The 23,689-nt window shown below is 72.1% G+C and carries 22 protein-coding genes; 12 read left to right on the top strand and 10 right to left on the bottom strand.

All coding sequences use genetic code 11. From position 1 onward, the window contains the following. Positions 1-98: 98 nt before the first annotated feature. The gene (locus OG965_RS35830; protein ID WP_371656233.1) at positions 99-722 is read right to left on the bottom strand and encodes an alcohol dehydrogenase catalytic domain-containing protein; all 624 of its coding nucleotides are present in this window, start codon (positions 720-722) and stop codon (positions 99-101) included. 35 nt (positions 723-757) lie between these two features. On the opposite strand from OG965_RS35830, the gene OG965_RS35825 reads away from it, so the two are divergent. Together OG965_RS35825 and OG965_RS35820 are read left to right on the top strand one after the other, a co-directional pair. Beyond that, positions 758-1,063: an ArsR/SmtB family transcription factor gene (locus tag OG965_RS35825; protein WP_371656232.1), complete on the top strand. Its 306-nt coding sequence runs from the start codon at positions 758-760 to the stop codon at positions 1,061-1,063. Between the two features lie 95 nt (positions 1,064-1,158). Further along, positions 1,159-3,537 (top strand): protein kinase, encoded by a 2,379-nt coding sequence (locus tag OG965_RS35820; protein ID WP_371656231.1) that lies wholly within the window; start codon positions 1,159-1,161, stop codon positions 3,535-3,537. A 15-nt stretch (positions 3,538-3,552) separates the two neighbouring features. Here OG965_RS35820 and OG965_RS35815 read toward each other — a convergent pair whose 3' ends face one another. The 3 genes from OG965_RS35815 to OG965_RS35805 are packed head-to-tail and all read right to left on the bottom strand — an operon-like array spanning position 3,553 to position 7,117. Beyond that, positions 3,553-4,542 carry a TolB family protein gene (locus OG965_RS35815; RefSeq protein WP_371656230.1) on the bottom strand — a complete coding sequence of 330 codons (990 nt, stop codon included), beginning with the start codon at positions 4,540-4,542 and terminating at the stop codon, positions 3,553-3,555. Then, on the bottom strand, positions 4,539-5,768 hold the full coding sequence (locus tag OG965_RS35810; protein ID WP_371656229.1) for an MFS transporter: 1,230 nt from the start codon (positions 5,766-5,768) through the stop codon (positions 4,539-4,541). Before OG965_RS35810 ends, OG965_RS35815 begins: the two co-directional genes overlap by 4 nt. Beyond that, a complete protein-coding gene (locus OG965_RS35805) occupies positions 5,768-7,117 on the bottom strand; it encodes a discoidin domain-containing protein (RefSeq protein WP_371656228.1) in 1,350 nt (449 codons plus the stop codon). Before OG965_RS35805 ends, OG965_RS35810 begins: the two co-directional genes overlap by 1 nt. A gap of 366 nt (positions 7,118-7,483) precedes the next feature. Between OG965_RS35805 and OG965_RS35800 the strand changes: the two genes are divergently transcribed. Further along, positions 7,484-9,010, top strand: a complete 1,527-nt coding sequence (locus OG965_RS35800) for a DUF6851 domain-containing protein (RefSeq protein ID WP_371656227.1) — start codon at positions 7,484-7,486, stop codon at positions 9,008-9,010. 57 nt (positions 9,011-9,067) lie between these two features. On the opposite strand, the gene OG965_RS35795 is transcribed toward OG965_RS35800, so the two are convergent. From OG965_RS35795 to OG965_RS35780, 4 genes are all read right to left on the bottom strand, one after another. Further along, positions 9,068-9,541 carry a carboxymuconolactone decarboxylase family protein gene (locus OG965_RS35795; protein WP_371656226.1) on the bottom strand — a complete coding sequence of 158 codons (474 nt, stop codon included), beginning with the start codon at positions 9,539-9,541 and terminating at the stop codon, positions 9,068-9,070. Between the two features lie 146 nt (positions 9,542-9,687). Then, positions 9,688-11,574: an ABC transporter ATP-binding protein gene (locus OG965_RS35790; RefSeq protein ID WP_371656225.1), complete on the bottom strand. Its 1,887-nt coding sequence runs from the start codon at positions 11,572-11,574 to the stop codon at positions 9,688-9,690. Positions 11,575-11,624: 50 nt separating this feature from the next. Next, entirely contained in the window at positions 11,625-14,066 is a 2,442-nt protein-coding gene (locus tag OG965_RS35785; RefSeq protein ID WP_371656224.1) for an RICIN domain-containing protein, read from the bottom strand. Between the two features lie 217 nt (positions 14,067-14,283). After that, positions 14,284-14,892 (bottom strand): GNAT family N-acetyltransferase, encoded by a 609-nt coding sequence (locus tag OG965_RS35780; protein WP_371656223.1) that lies wholly within the window; start codon positions 14,890-14,892, stop codon positions 14,284-14,286. A gap of 151 nt (positions 14,893-15,043) precedes the next feature. On the opposite strand from OG965_RS35780, the gene OG965_RS35775 reads away from it, so the two are divergent. From OG965_RS35775 to OG965_RS35740, 8 genes are all read left to right on the top strand, one after another. Further along, a complete protein-coding gene (locus OG965_RS35775) occupies positions 15,044-15,925 on the top strand; it encodes a GNAT family N-acetyltransferase (protein ID WP_371656222.1) in 882 nt (293 codons plus the stop codon). 80 nt (positions 15,926-16,005) lie between these two features. Further along, positions 16,006-16,701, top strand: a complete 696-nt coding sequence (locus tag OG965_RS35770; protein ID WP_371656221.1) for a response regulator transcription factor — start codon at positions 16,006-16,008, stop codon at positions 16,699-16,701. After that, positions 16,698-18,161: a sensor histidine kinase gene (locus OG965_RS35765; RefSeq protein WP_371656220.1), complete on the top strand. Its 1,464-nt coding sequence runs from the start codon at positions 16,698-16,700 to the stop codon at positions 18,159-18,161. Before OG965_RS35770 ends, OG965_RS35765 begins: the two co-directional genes overlap by 4 nt. Positions 18,162-18,247: 86 nt before the next feature. Beyond that, positions 18,248-18,670, top strand: coding sequence for a hypothetical protein (locus OG965_RS35760; protein ID WP_371656219.1), 423 nt, complete (start codon positions 18,248-18,250; stop codon positions 18,668-18,670). Next, positions 18,670-18,858 carry a hypothetical protein gene (locus tag OG965_RS35755; protein ID WP_371656218.1) on the top strand — a complete coding sequence of 63 codons (189 nt, stop codon included), beginning with the start codon at positions 18,670-18,672 and terminating at the stop codon, positions 18,856-18,858. Before OG965_RS35760 ends, OG965_RS35755 begins: the two co-directional genes overlap by 1 nt. Positions 18,859-18,973: 115 nt before the next feature. Next, positions 18,974-19,627: a hypothetical protein gene (locus tag OG965_RS35750; protein WP_371656217.1), complete on the top strand. Its 654-nt coding sequence runs from the start codon at positions 18,974-18,976 to the stop codon at positions 19,625-19,627. A 13-nt stretch (positions 19,628-19,640) separates the two neighbouring features. Next, positions 19,641-20,480, top strand: a complete 840-nt coding sequence (locus OG965_RS35745; protein WP_371656216.1) for an alpha/beta fold hydrolase — start codon at positions 19,641-19,643, stop codon at positions 20,478-20,480. 332 nt (positions 20,481-20,812) lie between these two features. After that, positions 20,813-21,079, top strand: coding sequence for a hypothetical protein (locus tag OG965_RS35740; protein ID WP_371656215.1), 267 nt, complete (start codon positions 20,813-20,815; stop codon positions 21,077-21,079). Positions 21,080-21,121: 42 nt separating this feature from the next. Here OG965_RS35740 and OG965_RS35735 read toward each other — a convergent pair whose 3' ends face one another. Both OG965_RS35735 and OG965_RS35730 read right to left on the bottom strand, forming a co-directional pair. Then, positions 21,122-22,099 (bottom strand): alpha/beta fold hydrolase, encoded by a 978-nt coding sequence (locus tag OG965_RS35735; RefSeq protein ID WP_371656214.1) that lies wholly within the window; start codon positions 22,097-22,099, stop codon positions 21,122-21,124. Between the two features lie 126 nt (positions 22,100-22,225). After that, positions 22,226-23,008 carry a phosphotransferase gene (locus tag OG965_RS35730; RefSeq protein WP_371656213.1) on the bottom strand — a complete coding sequence of 261 codons (783 nt, stop codon included), beginning with the start codon at positions 23,006-23,008 and terminating at the stop codon, positions 22,226-22,228. Between the two features lie 97 nt (positions 23,009-23,105). Between OG965_RS35730 and OG965_RS35725 the strand changes: the two genes are divergently transcribed. Next, positions 23,106-23,654, top strand: a complete 549-nt coding sequence (locus tag OG965_RS35725) for a GNAT family N-acetyltransferase (RefSeq protein WP_371656212.1) — start codon at positions 23,106-23,108, stop codon at positions 23,652-23,654. The last annotated feature ends 35 nt before the right edge of the window (positions 23,655-23,689 follow it).

Genomic DNA, 23,689 nt, shown 5'->3' with positions numbered 1-23,689 from the left:
CTTGTGCCGACGCACCCCCTTGAGGCATTGACCGCCCCCGCACCCACCGACCGGATTTTCCGTCTTTTCCCCCGTTCGGCAGTGGGGCCGCGAGCCCGTCAGTGGTCGACCGTGACCACGATCTTGCCCACCTGGCTGCCCGCCTCCATATAGCGGTGGGCCTCGACGATCTCGTCAACTCGATGAGCGTGCCGTCGGGGGCGACCACTCTGGCGAGGTCCAGTACACCTGATCGCGGCCAGGCCCACACTGCTGGAGGCGGCGGTGAGTACGACCGTGTCCCCGGCCCGCATCCCGCCGACCTCCACCAGCGCCCCGTACGCGGTGGGATACGGCATCCACACCGCCGCGCCGCCGACCGCGTCCAGCGAGGCGGGCCGGTGCACCACCGCGGCCGCCGGGACGATGGCACGCTCGGCGTAGACCCCGTACGCGTTCATCGAGAACGCGGGCACCACGCTCACAGCCTGACCGGGCTCGAAGCCCGTCACTCCGGCGCCGACGACCTCGACCACTCCCGCGGCCTCGGCGCCCAGCCGGGCGGGGAACTCCTTGACCTTCTCGATGTAGTTGCCGCCGCGGAACAGCGCCTCGGCACGGTTGAGGCCGATCGCGTCCACCCGGATCAGCAGTTCACCCGGCCCGGGTACGCCGACCTCCACGTCCTCCAGCCGCAGCACCTCGGGTCCTCCGAGCTCATGGAACCGCACCGCCCTGGCCATCACGCCTCCCCCTTCCGCGAGTTGACGACGGCGCGATGACAGCAGCACGGCAGAGCGAGCGAGGGCGCATTCCGCCCCACCCGGACCTCCGGGCGATCAGCACCCAGCTGGTGCTCGAAGCCCTGGTCGACCCCGTGCGCCGGCGGATCGTCGGCGAGCTGTACGCCGCCCGCGAGGACCTCAGCTGCGGCACGATCGAACTGCCGGTCAGCAAGTCCACGGCCACCCACCACTTCCACGTACTGCGCGAGGCCGGGCTCATCCGCCAGTACTACGTCGGCACCTCCCGGATGAACGCCCTGCGCCGCGACGAGGTCGACGAGGTCGGCGCGCGCTGGTGACCGGCCATGCCGGGGAGTCGGACGCGGGGCGCGAGGCGTAGACCTCTCGCCGCGACTCCGGCCGCCGCGGGGTTCCGCTTCGCTATGTTGTCCAGGTGCGGCAGATCGGGGAGTTCACCCTGGAACGGCGGCTGGGAGCCGGCGGGATGGGCGTGGTGTACCTCGCGTGCAGCCCGACCGGACGGCAGGTCGCGCTGAAGGTGATCCGGCCCGAGTACGCCGACGACCCGCACTTCCGGGCCCGCTTCCGGCGCGAGGTGGCGGCGGCTCGCAAGGTCAGCGGCGCGTTCACCGCGTCGGTGGTCGACGCGGCCCCGGACGGCGATCCGCCCTGGCTGGCCACCCAGTACGTACCCGCCGAGTCGCTGGCCGCGCGCGTGCGCTCGGGCGGCCCGCTGCCGGTGGCGGACATCGCACGTCTCGCGGGCCAACTCGCGGAGGCCCTGCGCGACATCCACCGTCAGGGCATCGTGCACCGCGACCTCAAGCCCGGCAACGTCCTGCTCGCGGACGACGGCGCCCGGGTGATCGACTTCGGCATCGCCAAAGCGGTGACGGAGAGCCGCGCGCTGACCCACACCGGCGGGATGGTCGGCACTCCGGCGTTCATGGCGCCCGAGCAGCTGAGCGGGCCGCACCGTATCTCCCCCGCGACCGATGTGTTCGCGCTGGGCTCCGTGCTGGCGTTCGCGGCGATCGGCCGCAGCCCGTTCGAGGACGCCGACGCCGCGGGTGCGGAGCCGATCGCCGCCGCCTTCGCCGTGGTCCACGAGGAGCCGGACCTGACCGGCGTACCCCGCCCGCTACGCCCTCTCGTCACCCGCTGTCTGGCCAAGGAGCCCGGCCGGCGGCCCCGCCTGGACGAGGTGCTGTGCCTGGCCGCCCGGGCCGGGGAGACCGGGTGCGACAGCGGGCCACCGTGCCGGGTGCGCGGCCGGTGGCGCGTCACGGCGCCGGCCGTCGCCCTCGCCGTACTCGCCGCCCTGCTGGTCCGGGGCGATGTGCCGCCCTCCGGCGTACTGTCGGGCCGCACCGGCTGCGCCGACGGCCAGCGCGCCCTCGGTGAGGGCGCGAAGCGCACCTGCGTCGGCCTGCTGACCGGCCCCTCGCTCCCGACGGGAACCTCCGCCCGTTCCCCGAACTCCGCTGGCGATCCAGGCCCCCCGGGCTCCTCCGACACCGACCTCGCGCCGGTCCTGGAGCTGATCTACGCGGAGAACCGTCAGGTCGTCCAGGCATCCGCCGAGCCGGGCGGACGGCCGTACGCCTCCGTCGTCTACCTCACGCCGATCACCGCCGAGTACGACGGCACCAGCATGATGGCGAGCGTCCGGCACGACCTGGAGGGCGCGTATCTCGCGCAGCGCAGGGCCAACCACGACTCCGCCTCCGGGCCGCGGATCAGAGTGTTGATCGCCCAGACCGGCGGCAGCGCCGAGCAGCGCGCCTACACGGTCGGGCAGGTGCTCCACCGCCGGGGCGCCGAGCACATCGTGGCCGCGGTCGGCCTCGGCGGCAGTACGGCTTCCAGCCAGGACATGGTCGGCGAGCTGACCGCCGGGGGCCTGCCCGCGTTCGGCTCGGTGCTCACCGCCGACTCCTGGGCGGGCACGCCCGGTCTGGTCCGGGTCGCGCCCGCCAACGCCGACCAGGCCGCGGCCGCCGTACGGTTCCTGTCGGCGGGCGCGTACGCCCGCGCCCGTGTCCTGCTCGTCGAGGACGTCGCCGCGGGCGACCAGTACACCAGCACGCTCGCCACGCAGTTCCGCGCCCGGATGCCCACCGACCGCCTGGCGGGCGCCGTGCTGTTCGACTCGCAGGCGTCCGGCCCGGCCGCCGCCTTCCGCCACCAGGTCGGCGAGCTCTGCGCCGCCCGGCCGGACGTCGTCTACTTCGCGGGCCGCGGCACCTCACTGCCCGCGTTCCTGACCGCACTCGCCGACCGGCCGTGCCGGGACCGCCCGCTGGCCGTCGTCTCCGGAGACGACGCCACCCAGGTCACCCGCACCGACGGCTTCGGCCCGCGGGACCTGGCCGCGGTGCTGCGCACGGGCCGCGTCGACCTCGTCTACACCGGCCTCGCCCACCCCGGGGCCTGGGACGTGGCACCGCGGGCGTTCGCCCCGCAGGCCATCGCCCCGTTCCGCGACGGCACGTTCACCACCGCGTTCCCTCACTCCGGCCTCGACGACGGACGGGCGATCATGATGTACGACACGCTGCTGATCGCCGCCCGGGCGCTGCGCGGCGCCCCCATGGCGTCCGATCCCACGGCCACCGACGTCCACCGGACCCTCGCCGCGCTGCGCGAGGGCACCGGGGTGGCGGGCGCGAGCGGCTGGATCACGATCAACGGCGACGGCGGCCCCCGGGACAAGGCCATCCCGGTCATCCGCATCGAGCCGAGCGGCCGCACCACCACCATCGCGGTCACCTCCGCCGACGGCACTCCGTACACGCCCACCGGGACGTGACGCGCCCGGCGCCGGTCACCGCACGGCCACCGGCGAGGAGCCGCCCGGCACCACCAGGCGGGGTTCGCCCGTGCCGTCCGCCGGGACCGACCAGATGTCGCTCGCGCGCCCGCCGCGCCCCGGCAGTGCGTAGCCGAGGGTCGAGTCGTCCAGCCAGGCGGCCTGGTCGTCGACGCTGTGCCGCTCGGCCAGCGGGTGCTCGCGCATCCCCGCCAGGTCGAGCACGTACAGCCGCCAGGGCGCCCGGGGATCGCCGGATACCTTCTTCTTGAAGGCGATGCGGGTGTTGTCCGGCGACAGCGACGGGCATTCGACGTTCTCGCGCAACGCCTTCGCCGACCAGTTCCGCAGGTCGCCCTCGACGAGGTGGGTGCGGCCCCGGGACGAGACGGTGGCGTAGAAGCGGTTGTCGTCGCGGGCGAAGGTGACACCCCAGTAGTTGACGTCCGGTGCGTGGTAGCGGGCGCCGTCGACGGTCAGCGGGATCCCTTCGATCGACTTGATCAGATAGCCGGTGCGCAGGTCCAGGACCGAGGTCCGGGTGGAGAAGCCGGAGGTGGCGTACGAGTCGCCGACGGCGAACGCCGTCCAGGACAGCAGGTTCCCCGAGGCGGAGACGCGGGCCCGGTTGGGGATGCCGGGGACGGTCACGCCGCGCACTTCGCGCAGCCGCCGGTCGAGTACGAGGGCCCTGGTGCGGGCCGGGAGGCCCGGCAGTTTGCGCAGGCACAGGGCGCGCTCCCCCGCCGCGTAGAAGCGGTCGCAGGACGGGCCGCCGCCGACGCGCGGCGCCCCTCGTGCGGGCAGCCGCGCGACCCGTCCGGTGGCCGGGTCCCGGAAGTACAGGCCGGGCTCGTCGAGGCCGAACGAGCCGTCGGCGTCGGCCTGTTGGGGCGGGCGCTCGCGGTGCCGGGCGTGCAGGACGTAGCCGAGGGAGCCGCCCGCCAGCAGGAGCACGGCGATCACGACGACGGCGAGCCGGAGGTGGCGCTGGGCGGCCTTCACGACGCCTCCGAGACCGTGGCGGGCAGGACGCGCCAGGCGGCCAGGAGCGCACCGGCCAGTGCGAGCGCCGCCGTCCACAGGGCGGGCCGCTGCCCCCAGAGGGTCCAGGCCGCCCCGAACCCGGCCGCGCCGAGGAGCCGGGCCAGTGCCTGGCCGGTCTGGAGGACCGCGAGCCCGCCCGCTCGTCCGCGCGCGGGCAGCAGGGGCCCGGCGAGCGCCATGAGCACTCCGTCGGTGGCGGCGTAGAAGATGCCGAGCAGCACGAGTACGGCCACGGCGGTCGGCCAGGCGAGCGGGGCGAACAGCAGGGCATACGCGCCGAGCAGGGCCGCGTGCCCGAGCAGGAACGGCAGCCGCCGCCCGGTCCGGTCGGCGATCCGGCCCACCGGCACGGCGAGCAGCAGATAGCCCGCGGCGGGGCCGAGCGGCAGCAGCGGGAACAGGGCGGTCGGCAGGTCGAGGCCGCGCTGGAGCAGCAGATAGAGGAAGGAGTCGCCGATCGTGGCGGCGCCGAGCAGGGCGGTCGCGTAAAAGATGCGGCGGAAGGCGGGATCACGAAATGCCGTGCGCGGGCGGGGAGTTACGGGCACGCGCACCGTCTCGGACGCGGGCGGTACGTACACCGCCAGCAGGAGCACACCGAGGAGCCCGGTGCAGAAGCTGACGACGAACACCGCGTCGTAGGCGTCGGTGGTCGCCCGGAGCACGGCGAACGCGGCGAGCGGCCCGAGGAGCGCACCCGTGGTGTCCATGGCGCGGTGCACGCCGAAGGAGCGGCCGAGCGTCTCCGGCGGGCCGCTGAGCGAGATGAGGGCGTCGCGCGGGGCCGTGCGGATGCCCTTGCCGAGCCGGTCGGCGGCGAGCGCGGCGGCGATGCCCGCGGTGGCGCCCCCGGCGAGGAGCAGTCCGAGCCGGGAGAGCGCGGAGAGCAGATAGCCGGCCCCGGCGACCCGCTTGTGCCGGCCGCCGCGGTCGGCGAGCCGCCCGCCGAGCAGCCGCACGAGCGCGGTGGCCCCGTTGAACATGCCGTCCAGGAAGCCGAATTGGAGCGGGGAGAGGCCGAGGCCCAGGACGAGGTAGAGCGGCAGCACCGCCGTGACCATCTCGGAGGAGACATCGGTGACCAGGCTGACCGCGCCGAGCGCGAGGACGGTGCCGGGGACGCGCCGCCCGGCCCCGGGGGTGCGGGGCGGCGCGTCCGTACGGCCGGTGGTGGCCAGATACATCAGTGGCAGCCGTACTTCGGGCTCGTGTCCTTGACCTGCCCGTCGGTGCCGACGTAGGTCCACCCGTAGCCGGAGTCGGTGAACTCCAGCTTCAGCACGCCGTACTGGCCACTGATCCGCTTCTGGCTGTTGGGCTGGACCTGCTCGATGGGGTACGGCTCGGCGCCGCCCATGCCGCCGACGACCTCCACGATGCCGTCCGCGGTCGCCTTGCCGTCGGGGTCCTGCGGGGCGAACCGCTCGTAGTGGTGGTCGTGTCCGTTGAGGACGAGGTCGGCCTTCGCGCCGTACAGGATCTTCCACACGGGCTTGGAGACCGGGTCGTTGCCGTGGCCGCCGGACGAGTAGAGCGGGTGGTGCCAGTAGGCCGCCACGCACTGCTTGCCGTTGGCGGCGAGGTCGGCTTTGAGCCAGTCGATCTGGGCGGACTGGTCGAAGGAGTTGGAGTCGAGGGCGATGAAGTGCCAGTTGCCCTCGTCGTAGCTGTAGTAGCTCTTGCCCTGCGGGTAGGCGATGTTCCCGAAGTACGCCTTGTATCCGGCGAGGGCCCCGGCCGGGTCGTACGTCTCGTGGTTGCCCGGGACCGGACGGGTCTTGGCCTTGAAGGCCCCCCACGTCTTGTCGTAGTAGGCGCGGAAGTCGGAGATCCGGGCGTCGTCGTACTGGTTGTCGCCCATCGTCAGATAGAACTTCGGATCGATCTGCCGGGCGAGCGCGGCGGTCTTGGGGTGCGCGCAGCCGCTGTCGGCGGCGGTGCACTGGGCGGCGATGTCACCGGCCGCGACCACGGTGAAGGCGCCGCCGGGCGGCGGGCCGCCGTCGACGGTGCCGTACACCTCGGCCTCGTAGAGCGAGTAGCCGTACGAAGTGGCGCGCGCGGTGCCGTGGACGCGCAGGTATCTGCCCTTGCCGGTGAGCGCGGTCCAGTCGTCGGTGCCGCCGTTGCCCGCCTTCTCTTCGGCGACCGTGGTCCAGGACGCCCCGTCCTGCGACACCTCGACGCGGTACGCCTTGGCGTAGGCGGCCTCCCAACTGAGCTTGACCCGGCTGATGGTGGCCGTCGCGCCGAGGTCGACGCGGATCCACTGCGGGTCCTTGCCCTCGGCGCTGGCCCAGCGGGTGGCGGTGTCGCCGTCGAAGGCGTTCCTGGCGCCGAGCGAGGAGCTCTCGGCGGAGGAGGCGGTGGCGGGTTTCCCGCGCGAGATGAGCGGGTCGGCGGCAGCCCCGGCCCGCCCGGGCCAGGCGAGCAGCAGCCCGCCGAGGAGCGCGAGCACGGCGGCGAGGACGAGGGTGAGGGCGCGGTTTCTGCCGCGCGGGAGCGGGAGTTGAGCGGGGGTGTTCAGGCGCATACCTGGACTCCGTGGGGGGCTTGGTGACGGCGAGAGCTGGACACCGGAGCGCGGCCCCGCCCCTGCCCGCGCGGGCAGAGGGCAGCGCCACGGCAGCCGGGTCAGAGCTCTCGCTGAGCGCGTCATGCCCACGGGGGTCGGGCACCGCGCCAAGCCGCCGCGGGGGAGCGTAGCGGACTGGAAGGTTTCCTACCAGTGGTTCAACCGGAGTGCGCAGTCGCGTGCTGGACGTCGTTCCGGCACACGTGTCCGGGCACCTTCGCCGTGAGAGCGGCCCCAACACGACCGGATAGCGCCGTACCACGGGCAGTGGCCGAGTTCTACCGTTCCCTCGCTGGCCAATTCCCATCGAAGGGAGACTGACCCATGAGGGACCAGAGGCGGCTGCGGTGGTCGCGTTTGCGACGATGGACGGCCGCCTGCAGCGCAACCCTGTTACTGGGCTCGTTCGCCAACGTCGCGTCGGCCGATCCCGCGCCGGACCGCCCCGCATCCCACCCCGCGGCCAAGACACCTTCGTTCGACTTCGACCACGGCAACGCCGCGCTGGAAGTGGTCTACCCGGGGCTCCAGGCGCAGGAGCGGTCCGTCATATCGAAGGACGGCTCCGATATCACGCTGATCGTGGACTACGGCATGCTCCTGGAGACCTCCTGGTTCGACTCCATCGCGCCCTACCACCGCACAGCGGTCGGTATCCATGCGAATCTCGGCCGTCGTCCCGTCGCCGAGCGCACCAACCGCAACAAGAACACGGCCATCCTCTACACCTCCTACCGCATCTTCAACGCCCGTATCCCGCAGGCCGCGGCGGCCTGGCGGGACATGATGACCTCGGTCGGCCTCGACCCGGACGACCACCAGGAGAACACCCGGACCGCGGCCGGCATCGGCAACCTCGCGGCCCGGCGCGTCCTGGAGGCCCGGTGGCACGACGGTATGAACCGCTACGGCGACGAGGGCGGACGGCAGCAGGCGCCGTACGCGGACTACACCGGGTACGAGCCGGTCAACACGGCGTACGAACTCCGCGATCCCTCGCACTGGCAGCCGGCCATCGTCCCGCACGACGACGGCACCTTCGAGATCCAGAAGTTCATCACCCCGCAGATGCGCCTCACCACCCCGTTCACGTACAAGGACCCGGCACAGTTCCACATCCCCCCGCCGGTCAACAGCAACCACCACAACCGGCACGGCTACAAGCGCCAGGCCGATGAAGTCCTCGCGGCGTCGGCGGGGCTGAACGACTACCGGAAGATGGCCGCCGAGTTCTTCGGCGACAAGTTCATGGCCCTCGCGGAAGCACCCGGCAACGCCGTGATCCAGGACGCGCACCTGGACGTCGAGGGGTTCGTGCAGTTCATCGCGACCATCGAGATCGCCCTCTTCGACAGCACCGTCGCGGTGTGGCAGCAGAAGGCGAACTACGACTCCGTACGGCCGTTCAGCGCGATCCGTTACCTGTACGGCGACACACCGGTGACCGCCTGGGGCGGCCCGGGCAAGGGAACGGTCCACGACATCACGGGCAATCAGTGGCGCAGCTATCTACCCGTCACCAACCACCCCGAGTACCCGTCCGGCTCCACCGCCGCCTGCTATGCGTATGCGCAGGCCGCGCGGCTCTTCCTCGGAAGCGACAAGGTGCACATCGCGATTCCGCGCAAGGCGGGGTCGTCCGTGATCGAGCCGGGTGTCACACCGGCGAAGGACCTCACGCTGACGTACGACTCCTGGACGGACTTCGCCACGACCTGCGGCAAGACCAGGGTCTGGGCCGGGGTCCACTTCCCGTCGGCCGTCGAGGCCTCGGCGGGTCTGGGGCCGCAGTTCGGCCAACGCTCCTACGAGTTCGTACAGCGCCACATCCACCCGGACAGCGCGAAGTAGCAGCACACGTCGGCACCGCCCCCTCTCGGGGCGGTGCCGACGGGCCTCTTCTGCGGGTCAGGCGAACTGGCCCGGCCGGTAGTCGCCCGCGGGCTGCCGGATGATGACGTTCGCGCGGTTGAAGGCGTTGATCAGGGAGATGGCGCACACCAACGTGGCGAGCTCCTCCTCGTCGAAGTGCTTGGCGGCGTTCGCCCATGTCTCGTCGGGGACGCCGCCCGCCCCGTCGGCGATGCGGGTGGCCTCCTCCGTCAGCTCCAGGGCGGCGCGCTCGGCGTCGGTGAACACCGTGGTCTCCCGCCAGGCGGCGACCAGGTTGAGGCGCGTCTGGGTCTCTCCGGCGTGCGCGGCGTCCTTGGTGTGCATGTCGGTGCAGAATCCGCAGCCGTTGATCTGACTGGCGCGGAGCTTCACCAGTTCCTGCGTCGCGGCCGGCAGCGTGGAGTCCGCGAGCACCTTGCCCGCGGCCACGAGGTGCTTCCCGAACTTGGCCGCGATCGGGCTGGCGAAGAGGTTCAGCCTGGCTTCCATCGTGTACTCCTTGGACGTTGTTCGCTGTCACCCCTATGACAAGGCAGCCCGGCAGGCTGTGACATCCGCGCATGTGACGTGCGTCTCGCTCGTGGCGATGGTGTCCGGCGGCGGCACCTCTGACGGTCACCACCCGCGTCCGGCCCTCAGCCGAGCTCCGCGTGCGTACCTCCCGGCCGTGCGAACTGGGTGCGGTACAGCTCCTGGTAGCGGCCGTCCAGCGCCAGCAGTTCGTCGTGGGTGCCGCGTTCCACGATGCGGCCGTTCTCCACCACGAGGATGAGGTCGGCGGACCGGATCGTGGAGAGGCGGTGGGCGATGACCACCGCGGTGCGGCCCTCCAGGGCTTCGGTGAGGGCCTCCTGGACGGCGGCCTCGGAGGTGTTGTCGAGGTGGGCGGTGGCCTCGTCGAGGATGACGACGCGCTGGCGGGCCAGGAGCAGGCGGGCGATGGTCAGGCGCTGGCGTTCGCCGCCGGAGAGCCGGTAGCCGCGTTCGCCGACGACGGTGTCGAGCCCGTCGGGCAGGGAGGCGACCAGTCCGTCCAGGCGGGCTCTGCGCAGGGCGTCCCAGAGGTCCTCCTCGCCGGCGTCCGGGCGGGCGAGCAGCAGGTTGGCGCGGACCGACTCGTGGAAGAGGTGGCCGTCCTGGGTGACCATGCCGATCGTGTCGCGGATCGAGTCGGCGGTCAGGTCGCGTACGTCGACGCCGCCGAGGCGTACCGCGCCCTCGTCGGCGTCGTACAGCCGGGGCAGCAGCTGGGCGACGGTCGACTTGCCCGCGCCGGAGGAGCCCACGAGGGCCACCATCTGGCCGGGCTCGGCGCGGAAGGAGACGCCGTGCAGCACTTCGGCGCCGCCTCGGGTGTCGAGGCTCGCGACCTCTTCGAGGGAGGCGAGGGAGACCTTGTCGGCGGAGGGGTAGCCGAAGCGCACGTCGTCGAACTCCACCGCGACCGGCCCGTCCGGCACCGCCTTGGCCTGCGGCTTCTCGGCGATGAGCGGCTTGAGGTCGAGGATCTCGAAGACCCGCTCGAAGCTGACCAGCGCGCTCATGACCTCGACGCGCGCCCCGGCGAGCGCGGTGAGCGGCGCGTACAGACGGGTGAGGAGCAGGGCGAGGGAGACGACCGCGCCCGCTTCCAGCTTGCCGTGCAGGGCGTAGTAGCCGCCGAGCCCGTAGACGAGGGCGAGCGCGAGGGCCGAGACGAGGGTGAGGGCGGTGATGAACGCGGACTGCGCCATCGCCGTACGGACGCCGATGTCGCGCACCCGGCCGGCCCGGGCGGCGAACTCGGCGGACTCGTCGGCGGGCCGCCCGAAGAGCTTGATCAGGGTCGCGCCGGGCGCCGAGAACCGCTCGGTCATCCGGGTGCCCATCGCGGCGTTGTGCTCGGCGGCCTCGCGCTGCAGACGCGCCATCCGGGTGCCCATGCGGCGCGCGGGCAGGACGAACACGGGCAGCAGCACCAGCGCGAGCAGGGTGATCTGCCAGGAGATGCTGAGCATCACCACGAGGGTGAGCAGGAGCGTGACGAGGTTGCTGACCACGCCGGAGAGCGTGTTGCTGAACGCTCGCTGGGCACCGATGACGTCGTTGTTGAGGCGGCTGACGAGCGCCCCGGTGCGGGTCCGGGTGAAGAAGGCGACCGGCATGCGCTGGACGTGGTCGAAGACCGCGGTGCGCAGGTCGAGGATGAGCCCCTCGCCGAGCGTCGCCGACAGCCATCGGCCGACCAGGCCCAGGGCCGCCTCGGCGACGGCGATCACGGCGATGAGCAGGGCGAGACGGGTGACGGTCCCCGTCTCCTCGCCGCCGACGATCGCGTTGACGACGCGTCCGGCGAGGAGCGGGGTGGCCACCGCCAGGAGTGCTGTGGCGATGCTCAGCAGGAGGAACAGGGCGATGCGGCGGCGGTGGGGCCGCGCGAACACAGCGATGCGCCGCAGGGTGGCTCGGTTGAAAGGACGTCGGTCCTGCTGCGCGGTGATGACGTTGTGGAGCTGTGTCCACGCGGTGGCTTCCATACTCATACGAGAAACGTACGACCTCTAGTTAAGTTGAGGTCAAGTGTTCCCCCGAATCAGCCCACCTTGACCAGCCGCCAGCACTGGTTCGCACCCCCGTTCGCGGGCCACTGGATCACCTGGGCGCCCAGGGCGAGCGAGCCCCCGCTGACGTCCACCAGATGGCCGTCGAGCCGGGACTCCAGGACGTAGCAGTCGCGTGCGCCCGGGGTCACCCGCCACTGCTGGTTGGTCCCGCCGTTGGCGGCCCACAGGTTCAGCTGGGTGCCTGGCACGACGCTCCGGCCGGGGACGTCGAGGTGTTTCCCGCTGGCCACGCTGGTGACGGTGTAGTAGCCGTCGCCCGTGGAGGCGAGCTTCCACTGCTGGTTGGCGCCTTGGTTGCCCGGCCACTGGATGATCGGGGTGCCGTCGGCGGTGCCCTGCCCGGACGCGTCAAGGAGCTGGCCGCTGTGGGTGTTGACCAGCTGGTACGTGCCGTCGAGCGGCGCCGTCGTGCCGGGGGTGATGCTCAGGTTGGCGAACTGCGCGCCGTAGTAGCCCGCGGTGCCGAGCCCGATCTGGCCCGCGCCGTAGCTGTTGTCGGTGACGGTGGCGAGGGTGGTCGCGTCGAGCTTCGCGGTGATGGTGGCGCCCTGGAAGGTGAGGGCCAGGGTGTGCCAGGTCTTCAGACCGGGAGCCGTGACCGTACCGCTCGCCAGAGTGGTGGAGGACCAGGCCGTGTCGGTGCGCAGCAGCGACCAGGCGCCGCTGTCCGCGACGCGGAGGTGGTAGGCGTTGAGGCCGTTGTTGTTGCGGCCCTGGGTGCCGACCCGGCCGAGCAGTTCCACCGCGCCGGACTGTTCGAGCAGGGCGTCCGAACGGACGGTGTAGTTGGTCCAGTTGACGTCACCCATCAGCGCGTAGGGCTGTGGCGTGGACTCGTCGGTCCAGCGGATGGGGGTGGTCGGCGCCTGCTGGCGCAGGCAGCGGCCGGTGCGGCCGCCGGCACACGGCGCGGTCTCGAAGGCGCCGTTCATCGCGGCGACGTACCGCGCCTCCTGCCCGGTGGCGCTCCCGGCCAGCGAGTCCGCGTACGGCAGGGCGAGCGGGGCGCGCTGCGGCGGGGCGACGGTACCCGCGCCCTGTCCGGTCGTGGTGGTGACGGTGTAGAGGTGACCGGGCTGGAGGGTCAGCCGGTACGTCCCCGCGGTAGCGGTGAGGTCGGGTTCGGGCACCAGGTGTGCGGTGGCGCCGTTGCTGGAGAAGTCGGTGGACCAGACGTGCGGGGCGCCGCCCGGCAGTCCGCCCGCGACCTTCAGGGTGACGGTCTGGGCGGCGGTCGCGTCCATCGTCTCGAACACGGTGGACCAGGCGGACTTGCCCGGCGCGGCATAGCTGACGTAGCTGCCGTTGGTGCGGTTGCCGCCGAGGTAGCCGGAGGCGGTGTCGAGGTACTGCCAGCCGGGGGCGGTGAACTGGGTGGTCTGTGCGGTCGCCCAGGCGCTCCGGTCCACGCTGTACGCGCCCGACCAGGGCTGGTTGGCCGTCACCAGGCCCATGCTGTTGAAGGAGAGGTTGGGGTAGAGCGCGGCCACCACCGGCCAGTTGATGAACGCCGTCATCTTCGCGTCCAGATATCCGCGGTTGATGGCACGGGCCATCGGGGCGGCACCGGTCGCCGCGTCCTCGGAGCCGTTCTCGCTCGCCCAGAGCTGTTTGCCGGTGGCCAGCGCGTCCGGGGTGGTCGAGCAGCTGGTCATGGCGGACATGTAGCCGCACGGGTAGTGGGCGCCGACGATGTCCACCGCGTCGTTCAGCGCGCTGTCGCCCCGCATGGCGGTCGCGATCTGCCAGCCGTCGTCGGCGCCGACGACCTTGGTGGCGTACCCCTTGGCGGCGAGGGTCGCGTGCAGGTTCTTGTACCAGGCGGCGTTGAAGCCGCGCTCGTTCCAGCCGCCGAGGTAGTCGATGGTGAGGTGGTGCTGCTTGGCGCAGCCCAGCCAGGACACCAGGTAGTCGATCATGTCCTGGGACCAGAAGTTGCCGTTGCCCACCCAGCCAGGTGCTCCCCAGGAGAGTGCGGCGAGTTTGATGCCGGGGTTACGGGCCTTGGCCTGCTCCATCAGCCACCACTCGTACCCGTTGGAGCAGTTGACGGCACCTCGGGTGTGCTCGATGGATGATTCGGCGCCGTCCGTGGAGTTGGTGTCGCCGCCGACCTCGACCTTGAGGATCTGCAGGGCGGCGCCGTAGCCGGGCTTGAAGAGGTAGTCGAGGATCTGGCCGCGCTGCTGCTCGGGGTAGTCGAGCAGCAGCCGCGTGTTGCCACCGCCTCCGCTGATCGCCCCGACGCCGTCGAAGATACGGCCGGGGGAGGTGCCGTCGACGGTGATGTCGGTGTTGGTGGCGGCGGCGGTCCCGGGAGCGGCACGCGTCGCGGCGGCCGCCTGCGGGACGGTGGTCAACGACAGACACAGCAGAAGGACTGCGAGCAGGGTGCGGGGAAGGGATCTCATCGTGGTGCGACCCTTTCTGGCAGGGAAACAACTACATGCACGCACATTTTCGATCACAAGCGAACTCAAGTAAGCAGCAGCAAACACTAGGAAGGCCACGGTGAGGCGTCAAGGCCCCAGACGTGCCTCGGCAGTTGTGTGTGACTCTGTGCGGATCGGCGCCCGGGCACGGGCACGCGAAAGGGCCCGCCGGTCGGCGGGCCCTGGGCAGCCGCCGTCAGGCGTCGGGGTCGCGCAGGCCGACGCAGTCGAAGGCCCAGAAGGTCTCCGAGTAGACGAAGGTGCCCGTCATCCACGGCTCGTGCGCGGAAAGGCGGGCGACCTGGAACGCGGGGTCGGGGATGCGCAGCGACGGCGAGCGGAAGCCCAGCGGGCTCGCCGCCTCGAAGCCGCGCGTGCGGTAGTACAGCGGTGATCCCTCCAGGAACACCAACGGCACACCCTGCTCGTCGGCCGCCGCGAGGGCGTGCTCGATGAGGCGGGTGCCGATGCCCCGGCCCTGGGCGTCGGGGTGCACGCCGAGCGGCGAGAGGGACATGACGTCCACGATCCGGCGCGGGGCGTCCAGGCGCACCGCGCTCAGCAGGACGTGCCCGACCACCCGGCCGGCGAGGGTGGCGACGAAGGACATCGGGGCCAGCGGCGCCGGTGCCGTGCGCAGCGCCTCCACCAGGCCGGGCACCCGCTCGGATCCGAACGCGTGCGTGTGGACCTCGCGTACCGCCGGGTGATCCGCTTCCGTCTCGTGACGGATCACCAACTCACCGTCGCCGGTGGTAATCGGGGCGGTAATTGAGGAGCCTTCCCGCTGATCTTGTGATGTCATGGCCGCGAGCGTAGGCCGCGGAACGCCTCGCACGCACGGCAATAAGAGGTCAGGGACGGGGACGACCGACGTGGACGCCCGAGCCCTGCCCGCGGCCGGGCAACGCACCCCCGACCGCGCTCCCTTCCCCCCTTCTCGCCATGGAGACACCTTGTCGCTGCGCATCACCGCTCTGACCGACCCCGACGAGAACACCGCCGGCCGACGGCTCGCCTGGCTGGCGTCCGGGGCCGAGGGCGCGCCCGTCGGATCCGCCTTCCTGCGGCTCTTCACCCGGCCCGGGCAGGACCACCTCGCCGAACTGGACGTCCAGGTCCACCCGGCCGAGCGGCGCGCGGGCGTGGGCTCGCGGCTGCTCGAAGCGGCCGTCGAGGCGGCGCGCCAGGACGGCCGGCGCAGCGTGATCGCGCAGGCGCCGGCGGACTCCCCCGGCGACGCGTTCCTCGCCGCCCGCGGTTTCGGCAAGGTGCTGACCCTGACCTACACCCGGCTGCCGCTGGCCGACGCGGACCTCCCCTCGCTCACCAAGGCCATCGGGACGCCGCACCCCGGCTACCGGCTGACGTCCTGGGACGGGACGGTGCCCGACGAGCTCGCCGACACCTTCGTGGCCTCGCGCCGGGCCATGGACGACATGCCGATGGGCACCACCGACTTCGGCACCGTGGTCTGGGACCTCGACCGGGTGAAGGCGGCGGCCGCGGCCGTCGCCAAGCGCGGCGAGACACTGCACACCGTCGCGGCCGTCGACGAGTCGGACGGCTCGATCGTCGGATTCACCGAACTCGTGGTCCCGGGCGACGGCACCGGCGACGCCCAGCACTACGGCACCGCCGTGCTGCCCGAACACCGCGGCCACGGTCTCGCCCACTGGATGAAGGCCGCCTCCATCCACCAGGCCCGTGAAAGCCACCCCCACCTCGCGGGCCTGCTCACCGACACCGCGGACAACAACCCGCACATGCGTCACATCAACGACACCCTCGGCTATCTGCCGACGCACGCAGCCCACGAGTACCAGCTCGACCTGTAGGTCGAGCCTTCCGGCCCGGGGCTCACAGCAAGCGGCCGTACCCTGACTGACCCGCGACAGCGTGCAGTGAGGTGAGGCAGATGATCGGTCCGAACCGTCCCGGGGACGTTCTGGTCGTCGACGATGACGACGCGGTGCGCCGCTCGCTGGAGCGGGGGCTGCGGCTCAGCGGCTTCCGGGTGCGCACCGCCGACGGCGGGCGGGCCGCGCTCGCCGCCGTCGGTCAGGTGCCCCCCGATGTGCTGGTGCTCGACGTCTCCATGCCGGGCATGAGCGGCATCGAGGTGTGTACGGCCCTGCGGAGCGCCGGGCACGACCTGCCCGTGCTGATGCTGTCGGCGCTCGACGAGACCGCCGACCGCATCGCCGGGCTCCAGGCGGGCGGCGACGACTACCTGGTCAAGCCGTTCGCACTCCAGGAGCTGGTGCTGCGGCTGCACGCGCTGCTGCGCCGCCGCCCGCCCGCCGAGCACGACGTGGTCCGGGCCTGCGGTCTCGTCGTCGACCCGGCGGCCCGTACCGCCCACCGCGACGGACGCCTCCTCGACCTCACCCGGCGCGAGTACGAACTCCTCGAAGTCCTCGCCCGCAACACCGGCCTCGTCCTCACCCGCGACCAACTGCTCGAACGGGTCTGGGGGTACGACGTCGACGTACGCACCGACGCGGTGGACACCTTCGTCAGCTATCTGCGCCGCAAACTGGAGGCGGACGGTGCTCCCCGTCTCCTCCACACCGTGCGCGGGGTGGGTTTCGTCCTGCGGGAGCGGCCGTGAGACTGTCCACCCGGATCGCCCTCGCGGTGGGCGTGGCCGTACCGGTACTCGTCCTGGCCTGCGGCTGGCTGCTGCTCACGCTCGTCGCCCGCGATCTGCACCGCGCGGAGGACAGCCATCTGCGGACCCGGGCCACCACGATCGCCCACGACGCCCGCACGCTGCTGCGCGCCGCGGCCAACGACCGACCCACCGCCGAGGAGAACCGGCAGCGCAAGCTCTTCAACGCGGCACTCGACGTGGGCGTACGGCTGACGGGGCCCGACGGGACGTTCAGCGGCGGACCGCAGCCCGACGCATCCGTCCCGCTGCCGGACGCCGGAAAGGAGCCGGCGACCGTGCGGGGCGCGGGCCGCAGCTGGCGGGCGTACGCGCTGCCGGTCAAGGGGGCGCAGGTGTCCGGCACCCTGTGGGTGTTCGCGCCGGACGCCGCGAACCGGGCCCAACTCGGCGTCGTACGAAGGCGGACGGTCACCGCCGCCCTGCTCGCCGCCCCGCTCTCCGCGCTGCTCGCCTGGGCCGTCGCGAGCGGTGCGACCCGCCCGCTGCGCCGGTTGCGCCGACGTGCGGCGGGTCTCGATCCCCGTACGAGCGCGGTACGGCTCGAACACCGGCCGACCCGGGTCACCGAGGTCGACGACCTGGCCGCCACCCTCCAGACCGTGCTGGCCCGCTACGACGAACAGGCCGCCCGCACCGCGCAGGCCCTGGACACCGCCCGCTCCTTCTCCGCGGCCGCCTCGCACGAGCTGCGCAATCCCCTGATGAGCATGGGCACCAACCTCGACGTCCTGGCCCTTCCCGGGGTGCCCGAGGCCGAACGCGCCACGGTCGTCGACGAGTTGCGGGCGGAGCACACGCGGCTGCTCGGCATGCTGGTCGCGCTGCGGGAGCTGGGGCGCGGCGATCTGGTGGAGCCGGACGCGTTCCGCTTGCTCGACGTCGCGGAGACGGCGGACGCGGCGGTGGCCGAGGCCCGGCGGCGGGCGCCGGACGCCCGGATCACCCTGGACGCGGAGCCCGCGCCGGTGCACTGCTGGGAGCCCGGTATCCGGATCCTGCTCGACAACCTCGTCGGCAACGCATGCGCGCACGGCAGGGACACACAGGGCCGGGCCGAGATCGCCGTGGCCGTCCGCAGGGAGGACGCGCATGTGCTGATCACCGTGGACGACCGGGGCCCGGGCATCCCGCCCGAAGCCCGCCAGGAGGTGTTCCGGCGCTTCCACCGGGGTCCCGGCAGCACCGGCTCCGGGCTCGGCCTCACACTGGCCGCCCAGCAGGCGGCGCTGCACGGCGGGACCGTCGAACTGGGCGAGGGGCCGGGCAACATGGGCACCCGCTGCACGGTACGGCTGCCCGCGCGGGCCCCCTCTCAGAGCGGCACACTCCCCCTCCAGCGGGACTGGCTGACGCTCACGGCGGCCCGGTCACAGAGTTTCCACAAAGAGCCTTCCTAGCCTCCGGCCGTTCGACCAACCCTGTGGAACCAAACCTGTGGAACCAATCCTGAGGAACCAAACCTCTGGACCGGGAGGCACCAACCATGAACAAACCCTTCTCGCCGCGCCGCCGGATGGCCGCGGCCGCGCTGGCCGCGACAGCCGTACTGACCGTCACCGCACCGAGCGCCTTCGCGGACGCCACCCCCTCCAAGACCCCGCGCACCACGGCCAAGGCGCCCACCACCGACGGGGCCAAGGGCGTCTGCAAGCGCGCACCCAAGGTGGCGGCGCGACTGGACCGCTCCCTCGACCGGCTCAACGGCGGTGTGAACACCGTGGGTTCGGTGGCCCGGCTGCAACAGCGGGTCGACAACGCGAAGAAGGAGGGCCACACGGCCATCGAGACCTACCTCAGCGACAAACTCACCTACCGAAAGGGTTTGGTGACGACCCTTCAGCAACGCCAGAAGGACCTCACCGACGTGGCCGCCTGGTGCAAGGCCAACAACAACGGAACGAAGTGATGCGTGCCCGCCCGGTCCTGCACACCGTGGCGGCGGTGGCTCTGACCGCCGCGCTCGCCACGGGCTGCTCCCACTCCCACGCCCGGTCGGACTCACCCTCGGGCACGGAGCGGCAGATGGAGCAGAAGGTCGGCGCGGCGGAGTCGGCAGCGGCGGCCGCGGACAAGGACGCCAAGGGGGACAAGTAGGGGCCGTCCAGGGAGCGGGCCGTCCGCGACGGCGGCCCGTCGTTCGGCACCGAACGCCTGCGAAGGTCCGCAAACAACCCCTGCGACTGCCCCGCCGCACCTTAACGTCTGCTCTATGAACGGACAGTGGGCGGTGGTCGTCGGCGCGGGTCTGGGCGCCAGCGGTGCGATCGTCGGCGCCCTCACCACATGGGCCAGTGCCCGCGTTTCCGCCCGCGGGCAGCTCAACGTGGCACGTTTGCAGCTCGTCTCGCAGCAGGAGGCCGAGACGATCGCCCGCAAGCGGGCCGCGTACGCGGACCTGATCCTGTGCGTGGACACCGTCCGGCGCCAGATGCGGATCGTGCGCCAACACGTTCAGGCACCCCGGGGCACCGAAGACGACCTCGAAGCGAACCGAGCGGCCGTGCACGACCGCATACGGGACACGCAGGCAGCCGAGTGGGTGCTGCGCCTCATGCTCGCCGAGGACGAACAGGCAGCGGTGACGCACCTGATCAATGCGATCTACACCTGCCACCTCGCGCTCATCGAGGACGTCGACGAGTGGCTGGCGCGCGGGGAGCCGGACGGAACACGGGAACCTGCCGACACCCTGAGGTACAGGGAGACCACGGGCGCCCTACAGGCCCAGATGCTGGACTTCGCGGGCAAGGTGCACGAGCGCCTGTACCGCCCGGGCGAGATCACCATCGGCGCGGCGGGCCGGACAGCAAGCGCCGACGGCCGGTGGACGAGGAACCCGGTTGCCCGACCCCGGCGCCCCTGACAGAGTCTCCGCCATGCCTACCTTCTCCACCTACGACGGGACCAAGCTTGCCTACCACGTATTCGGGGACGGCCCCCCGCTGATCTGCCTGCCCGGCGGACCGATGCAGGCCTCTGTGTACCTCGGCGAGCTCGGTGGTCTCTCCGCACATCGGCAACTGATCATGCTGGACCTTCGGGGAACCGGAGATTCCTCGGTTCCGGAGGACACCGCCTCGTACCGCTGCGACCGGCTCGTCGACGATGTCGAGGCGCTGCGCGAGCACCTGGGCCTCGACCGGGTGGATCTGCTCGCGCACTCCGCCGGTACCAATCTGGCCGTGCGGTACGCGGAGCGTCATCCGGAGCGCGTCGGCAGGCTCGCCCTGATCACGCCGAGTGTGACGGCTCTCGGCATCGCGGTGGCGGGTGAGGTTCGGCGCGAGACGGCGCTGCTGCGCCGGGAGGAGCCGTGGTTCCCGGAGGCGTTCGCGGCTCTGGAGGCGATCTTCGCCGGGAAGGCGACGGCTGACTCGTGGCCTGCCGTCGCGCCGTTCTGGTACGGCCGCTGGGACGAGGCGGCCCGGGCCCACAAGGCCGCCGAGGACGGGCAGAAGAACGGGGAGGCCGCGGCGGCCTTCGGGGGCGAGGGCGCGTTCGATCCCGAGGCCACGCGGGCGGCGCTCGCGCGGCTCGCCTCGCCCGTCCTGCTGCTGGCCGGGGAGGTCGATCTCAATTCGCCGCCGCGTGCGATGGCCGAGCTGGTCGAGTTGTTCCCGCACGCCGAGCTGGTCGTTCAGCCGGGGGCCGGGCACTTCCCCTGGCTCGACGACGCCGAGCGGTTCGTGGCGGCCACCGGCGCGTTCCTGGACTGACACCTCCGGGAAAGCCATCGGTGCCCGCTCCGCGGACGGCGGAGCGGGCACCGGGTGTCGAGGACGCACGGGGAGGGGAACCCTGCGTCCCCGGCACGCGAGCGGCCGTACCGACGGACAGGCGCGGCCGCTTCGAAGACCTGCCGCCAGCATCGCAGGCGCACCCCGCCCGCCGACAGTGAACCGCCAGCCACAATCGCTCCCCCGGTGGCGCACAAAGGCGCGGAGAGCGATCCCGTGTACGCACGCTCGATCAGGCGCGGTGGCAACGATTTGATCGCGAAACCGGACGCACGCATTCCCCACGGCCGCGCTCCGGCGTTGAACCCGGCATGGACAGGGACGCTGCACAGGGCCCGGAAACCGCGCACCGGGCCGAACTGACCGGGGCCTACTGGCTGTCCACACCAGCCCGCCCGGGACTCGACTGCGAATGGTGCACCCGGCTGCGCGAGGCGGACCAGCGGGCCTTACGGCGGGCCGGCGCCTCGGGCACGGGGTGGGAGAGCGACCGGATGAGTCCCGCCCGGACGGCCATGATGAGCCTGGCGCTGGTGACCATCGTGCTCGCCATGGCGATGACCGCCGCCCACCTGTGACCGGGCAGGGTCATGACCGGGCAGGGCAATGACCGGGCGGGGTCAAGCGGGCAGCGTGGCGAGCCAGTCGGTCAAGTGCCGGTTGACCTCGTCGGGGCGCTCCTGCTGGATCCAGTGGCCACAGCCGTCGAGGACGTGCGAGGCGCGCAGTCCGGGCAGGGTGTCGGGGAACGCCTCGATCGCGTCGGCCAGCCACGTGGTGGAGGCGTCCTGGGCGCCGCCCAGGAACAGTGACGGCTGGGTGAGGGCGGCGCCCTCGAAGGCGGCGAGGTCCTCCCAGTCCCGGTCCATGTTCCGGTAGCGGTGGAGCGCCCCGCTCAGTCCGGTCCGCTCGAACTCGCCCGCGTAGACGTCGAGTTCGTCCGCACCGAGCCAGCCGGGGAGCCGTCCGGCGGGGAAGCGGTCGCGCAACCTGCCGCCCCGGCCGACGAAGTGCGGGTCCGGCGCGCCGGGTGCGGGCATCGTGTCGGCGGAGAACGCGGCGTAGAAGCCCGCGAGCCAGCCGCGCACGTCCGGCTCGATCTCGGCTTCGGCCCGGCCGGGCTCCTGGAAGTACGAGACGTAGAACTCCTCGTCCACGCCCATCCGCGCGAACACCTCGCTCGGGCGGGGCCCGCCGGGCGGGGTGTAGGGGACGCTCAGCAGGGCGACGGCGCGGAAGACGTCGGGCCGCACGAGGGCGGAGTTCGCGGCGATGGTCGCGCCCCAGTCGTGGCCGACGATCACCGCGCTCTCCTCGCCGAGCGCGCGCACCACGGCGACGCTGTCCTCGACGAGCTCCAGCATCCGGTACGCGTCCACGCGGTCGGGCCGGGAGGAGCGCCCGTACCCGCGTACGTCGACGGCGGCCGCGCGGTACCCGGCCGCGGCCAGCGCCGGGAGCTGGCGGCGCCAGGAGTACCAGGACTCGGGGAAGCCGTGCACCAGCAGGACCAGGGGCCCGGTGCCCTGCTCCACCAGGTGGATGCGGCCTGCGGGCGAGGGGACGAGACGGTGGGCGGGGGGTGCGGTGGGCGGCATCGGTTCTCCCGGGTCGTGGGCGGGCGGCCACCACCGATCATCCAGCGGACGTCACGGCAGGCACGAGCCTGTTTGCCGATCCGGCAAAAGCCCGTCCGGCAAAGCCCGCTGGACCAGCTTCCCGCCCTACGCCGTCGGCTCACGCCAGAACGAATCCGGCAGCGCTTCGACTTCGAGGGCCGCCTGGCGCAGGTCGGCCGCGATGGGAAGCAGCGCTGTGTACACCGGGTCGCCGTCGGCCGCCATGCGGTCGATCACTTCGGCGTTGGTACGGGCCCGCCGGGCCATGACGGCCCCGAAGGCCGACCGGTCGCCGTCGTAGCCGTACGCGTCGAGGAACAGGTGAAGGCGCCGCGCCCGGTCGTCGAAGTCCATGAATCCGGTTCGCCGGGCGAACTCGCGGGCGTGCAGCGGCACCCAGGTCAACGCCATGAACGCCAGGTCGAACTCGCGCGACGAGGGCCCCGCGGTGTCCCAGTCGAAGAACCCGGCCAGATCGCCGTCGCGCCACACCGCGTTCCACGGAGCGGCGTCGTGGTGGCCGATGACCAGGCCGGGCCGCCACGTCTGCCCGGCCAGCCAGCGCACGCCGGGCGGCGGCACGAACGTCTCCGTGGCGTCGTGCAGCCGCCGGGCCCACCGGCCGACACTCACCAACGCGGCGTCCGAGTACGCCCAGCCGGGCCAGGGAAGCTCCTCCCCGACCGTCTCGCCCGCGAGATGGGTCAGGATCTCGCGGCCGTGCTCGTCCGTGCCGAGCACCCGGGGCGCACCGTCGAACCCCACGGCTTCCAGGTGCCGCAGCACCGCGTGCACAGCGGGTGTCCAGGGCTGGGCGGCCCGGTGGACCGCGTCACCGATGCGTACCGCTCCGACCGTCCGCCCCCCGGGCAACCGCTGTTCTTCCATGCTCTCGTTGTATCCCACCGCCGAGGTCGACGCACCGGCATTTCCCGCCGTGAAAAACGTTTGGCGTCCGGGAGCCGCGCGCGTAGCGTCGCCGCTCGTGACTTCGACTCCGGCTTCCACGCCCACGCTGCGTACCGAGCGTCTGCTCCTTGAGCGGTACACCCCCGAGGACGAGGAGAACTTCGTCGCCTTGTTCCAGGACACCAGGGTGTCCCGGTGGATGGGGGACGGGCCTGCTTCCGAAGCGGACGTCCGGGCCCTGTTCGGGCGGATCTTCACGAAGGTGTATGCGGAGAAGCGGTTCGACGTCTGGGCCGTTCGTCGGAACGGGCAGCTGGTCGGGCACGCCGAGATCAAGCCGACCGATGTGGTCGACGGTCACGAGATCATCTACGCGCTGGCCCCTGAGGCGTGGGGTTCCGGCCTCGGCCTGGAGGTGGCGCGGGCGATCGTCGCCCACGGCTTCGACACCCTCGGGCTGACCGAGGTGCACGCCACCGTGGCCGCGCCGAACACGGCGTCACTGGCGGTACTGGACAAGATGGGGTTCGAGCACGTCCGGGACGTCACGGAGGACGACGGCAGTACGACCCGGGTACTGACCCGCACCCAGAGCCGCGCGGGATCCTCATGCGACCCTGACTAGGCTGTCCCCGTTGATCGACGGTACAGACGGGGGCA

This window comes from Streptomyces sp. NBC_00224 (assembly GCF_041435195.1).
Classification (GTDB): Bacteria; Actinomycetota; Actinomycetes; order Streptomycetales; family Streptomycetaceae; genus Streptomyces.
The sequence above is the reverse complement of the archived record's forward strand: the minus strand, read 5'-3'. Positions and strand labels throughout refer to the sequence as shown.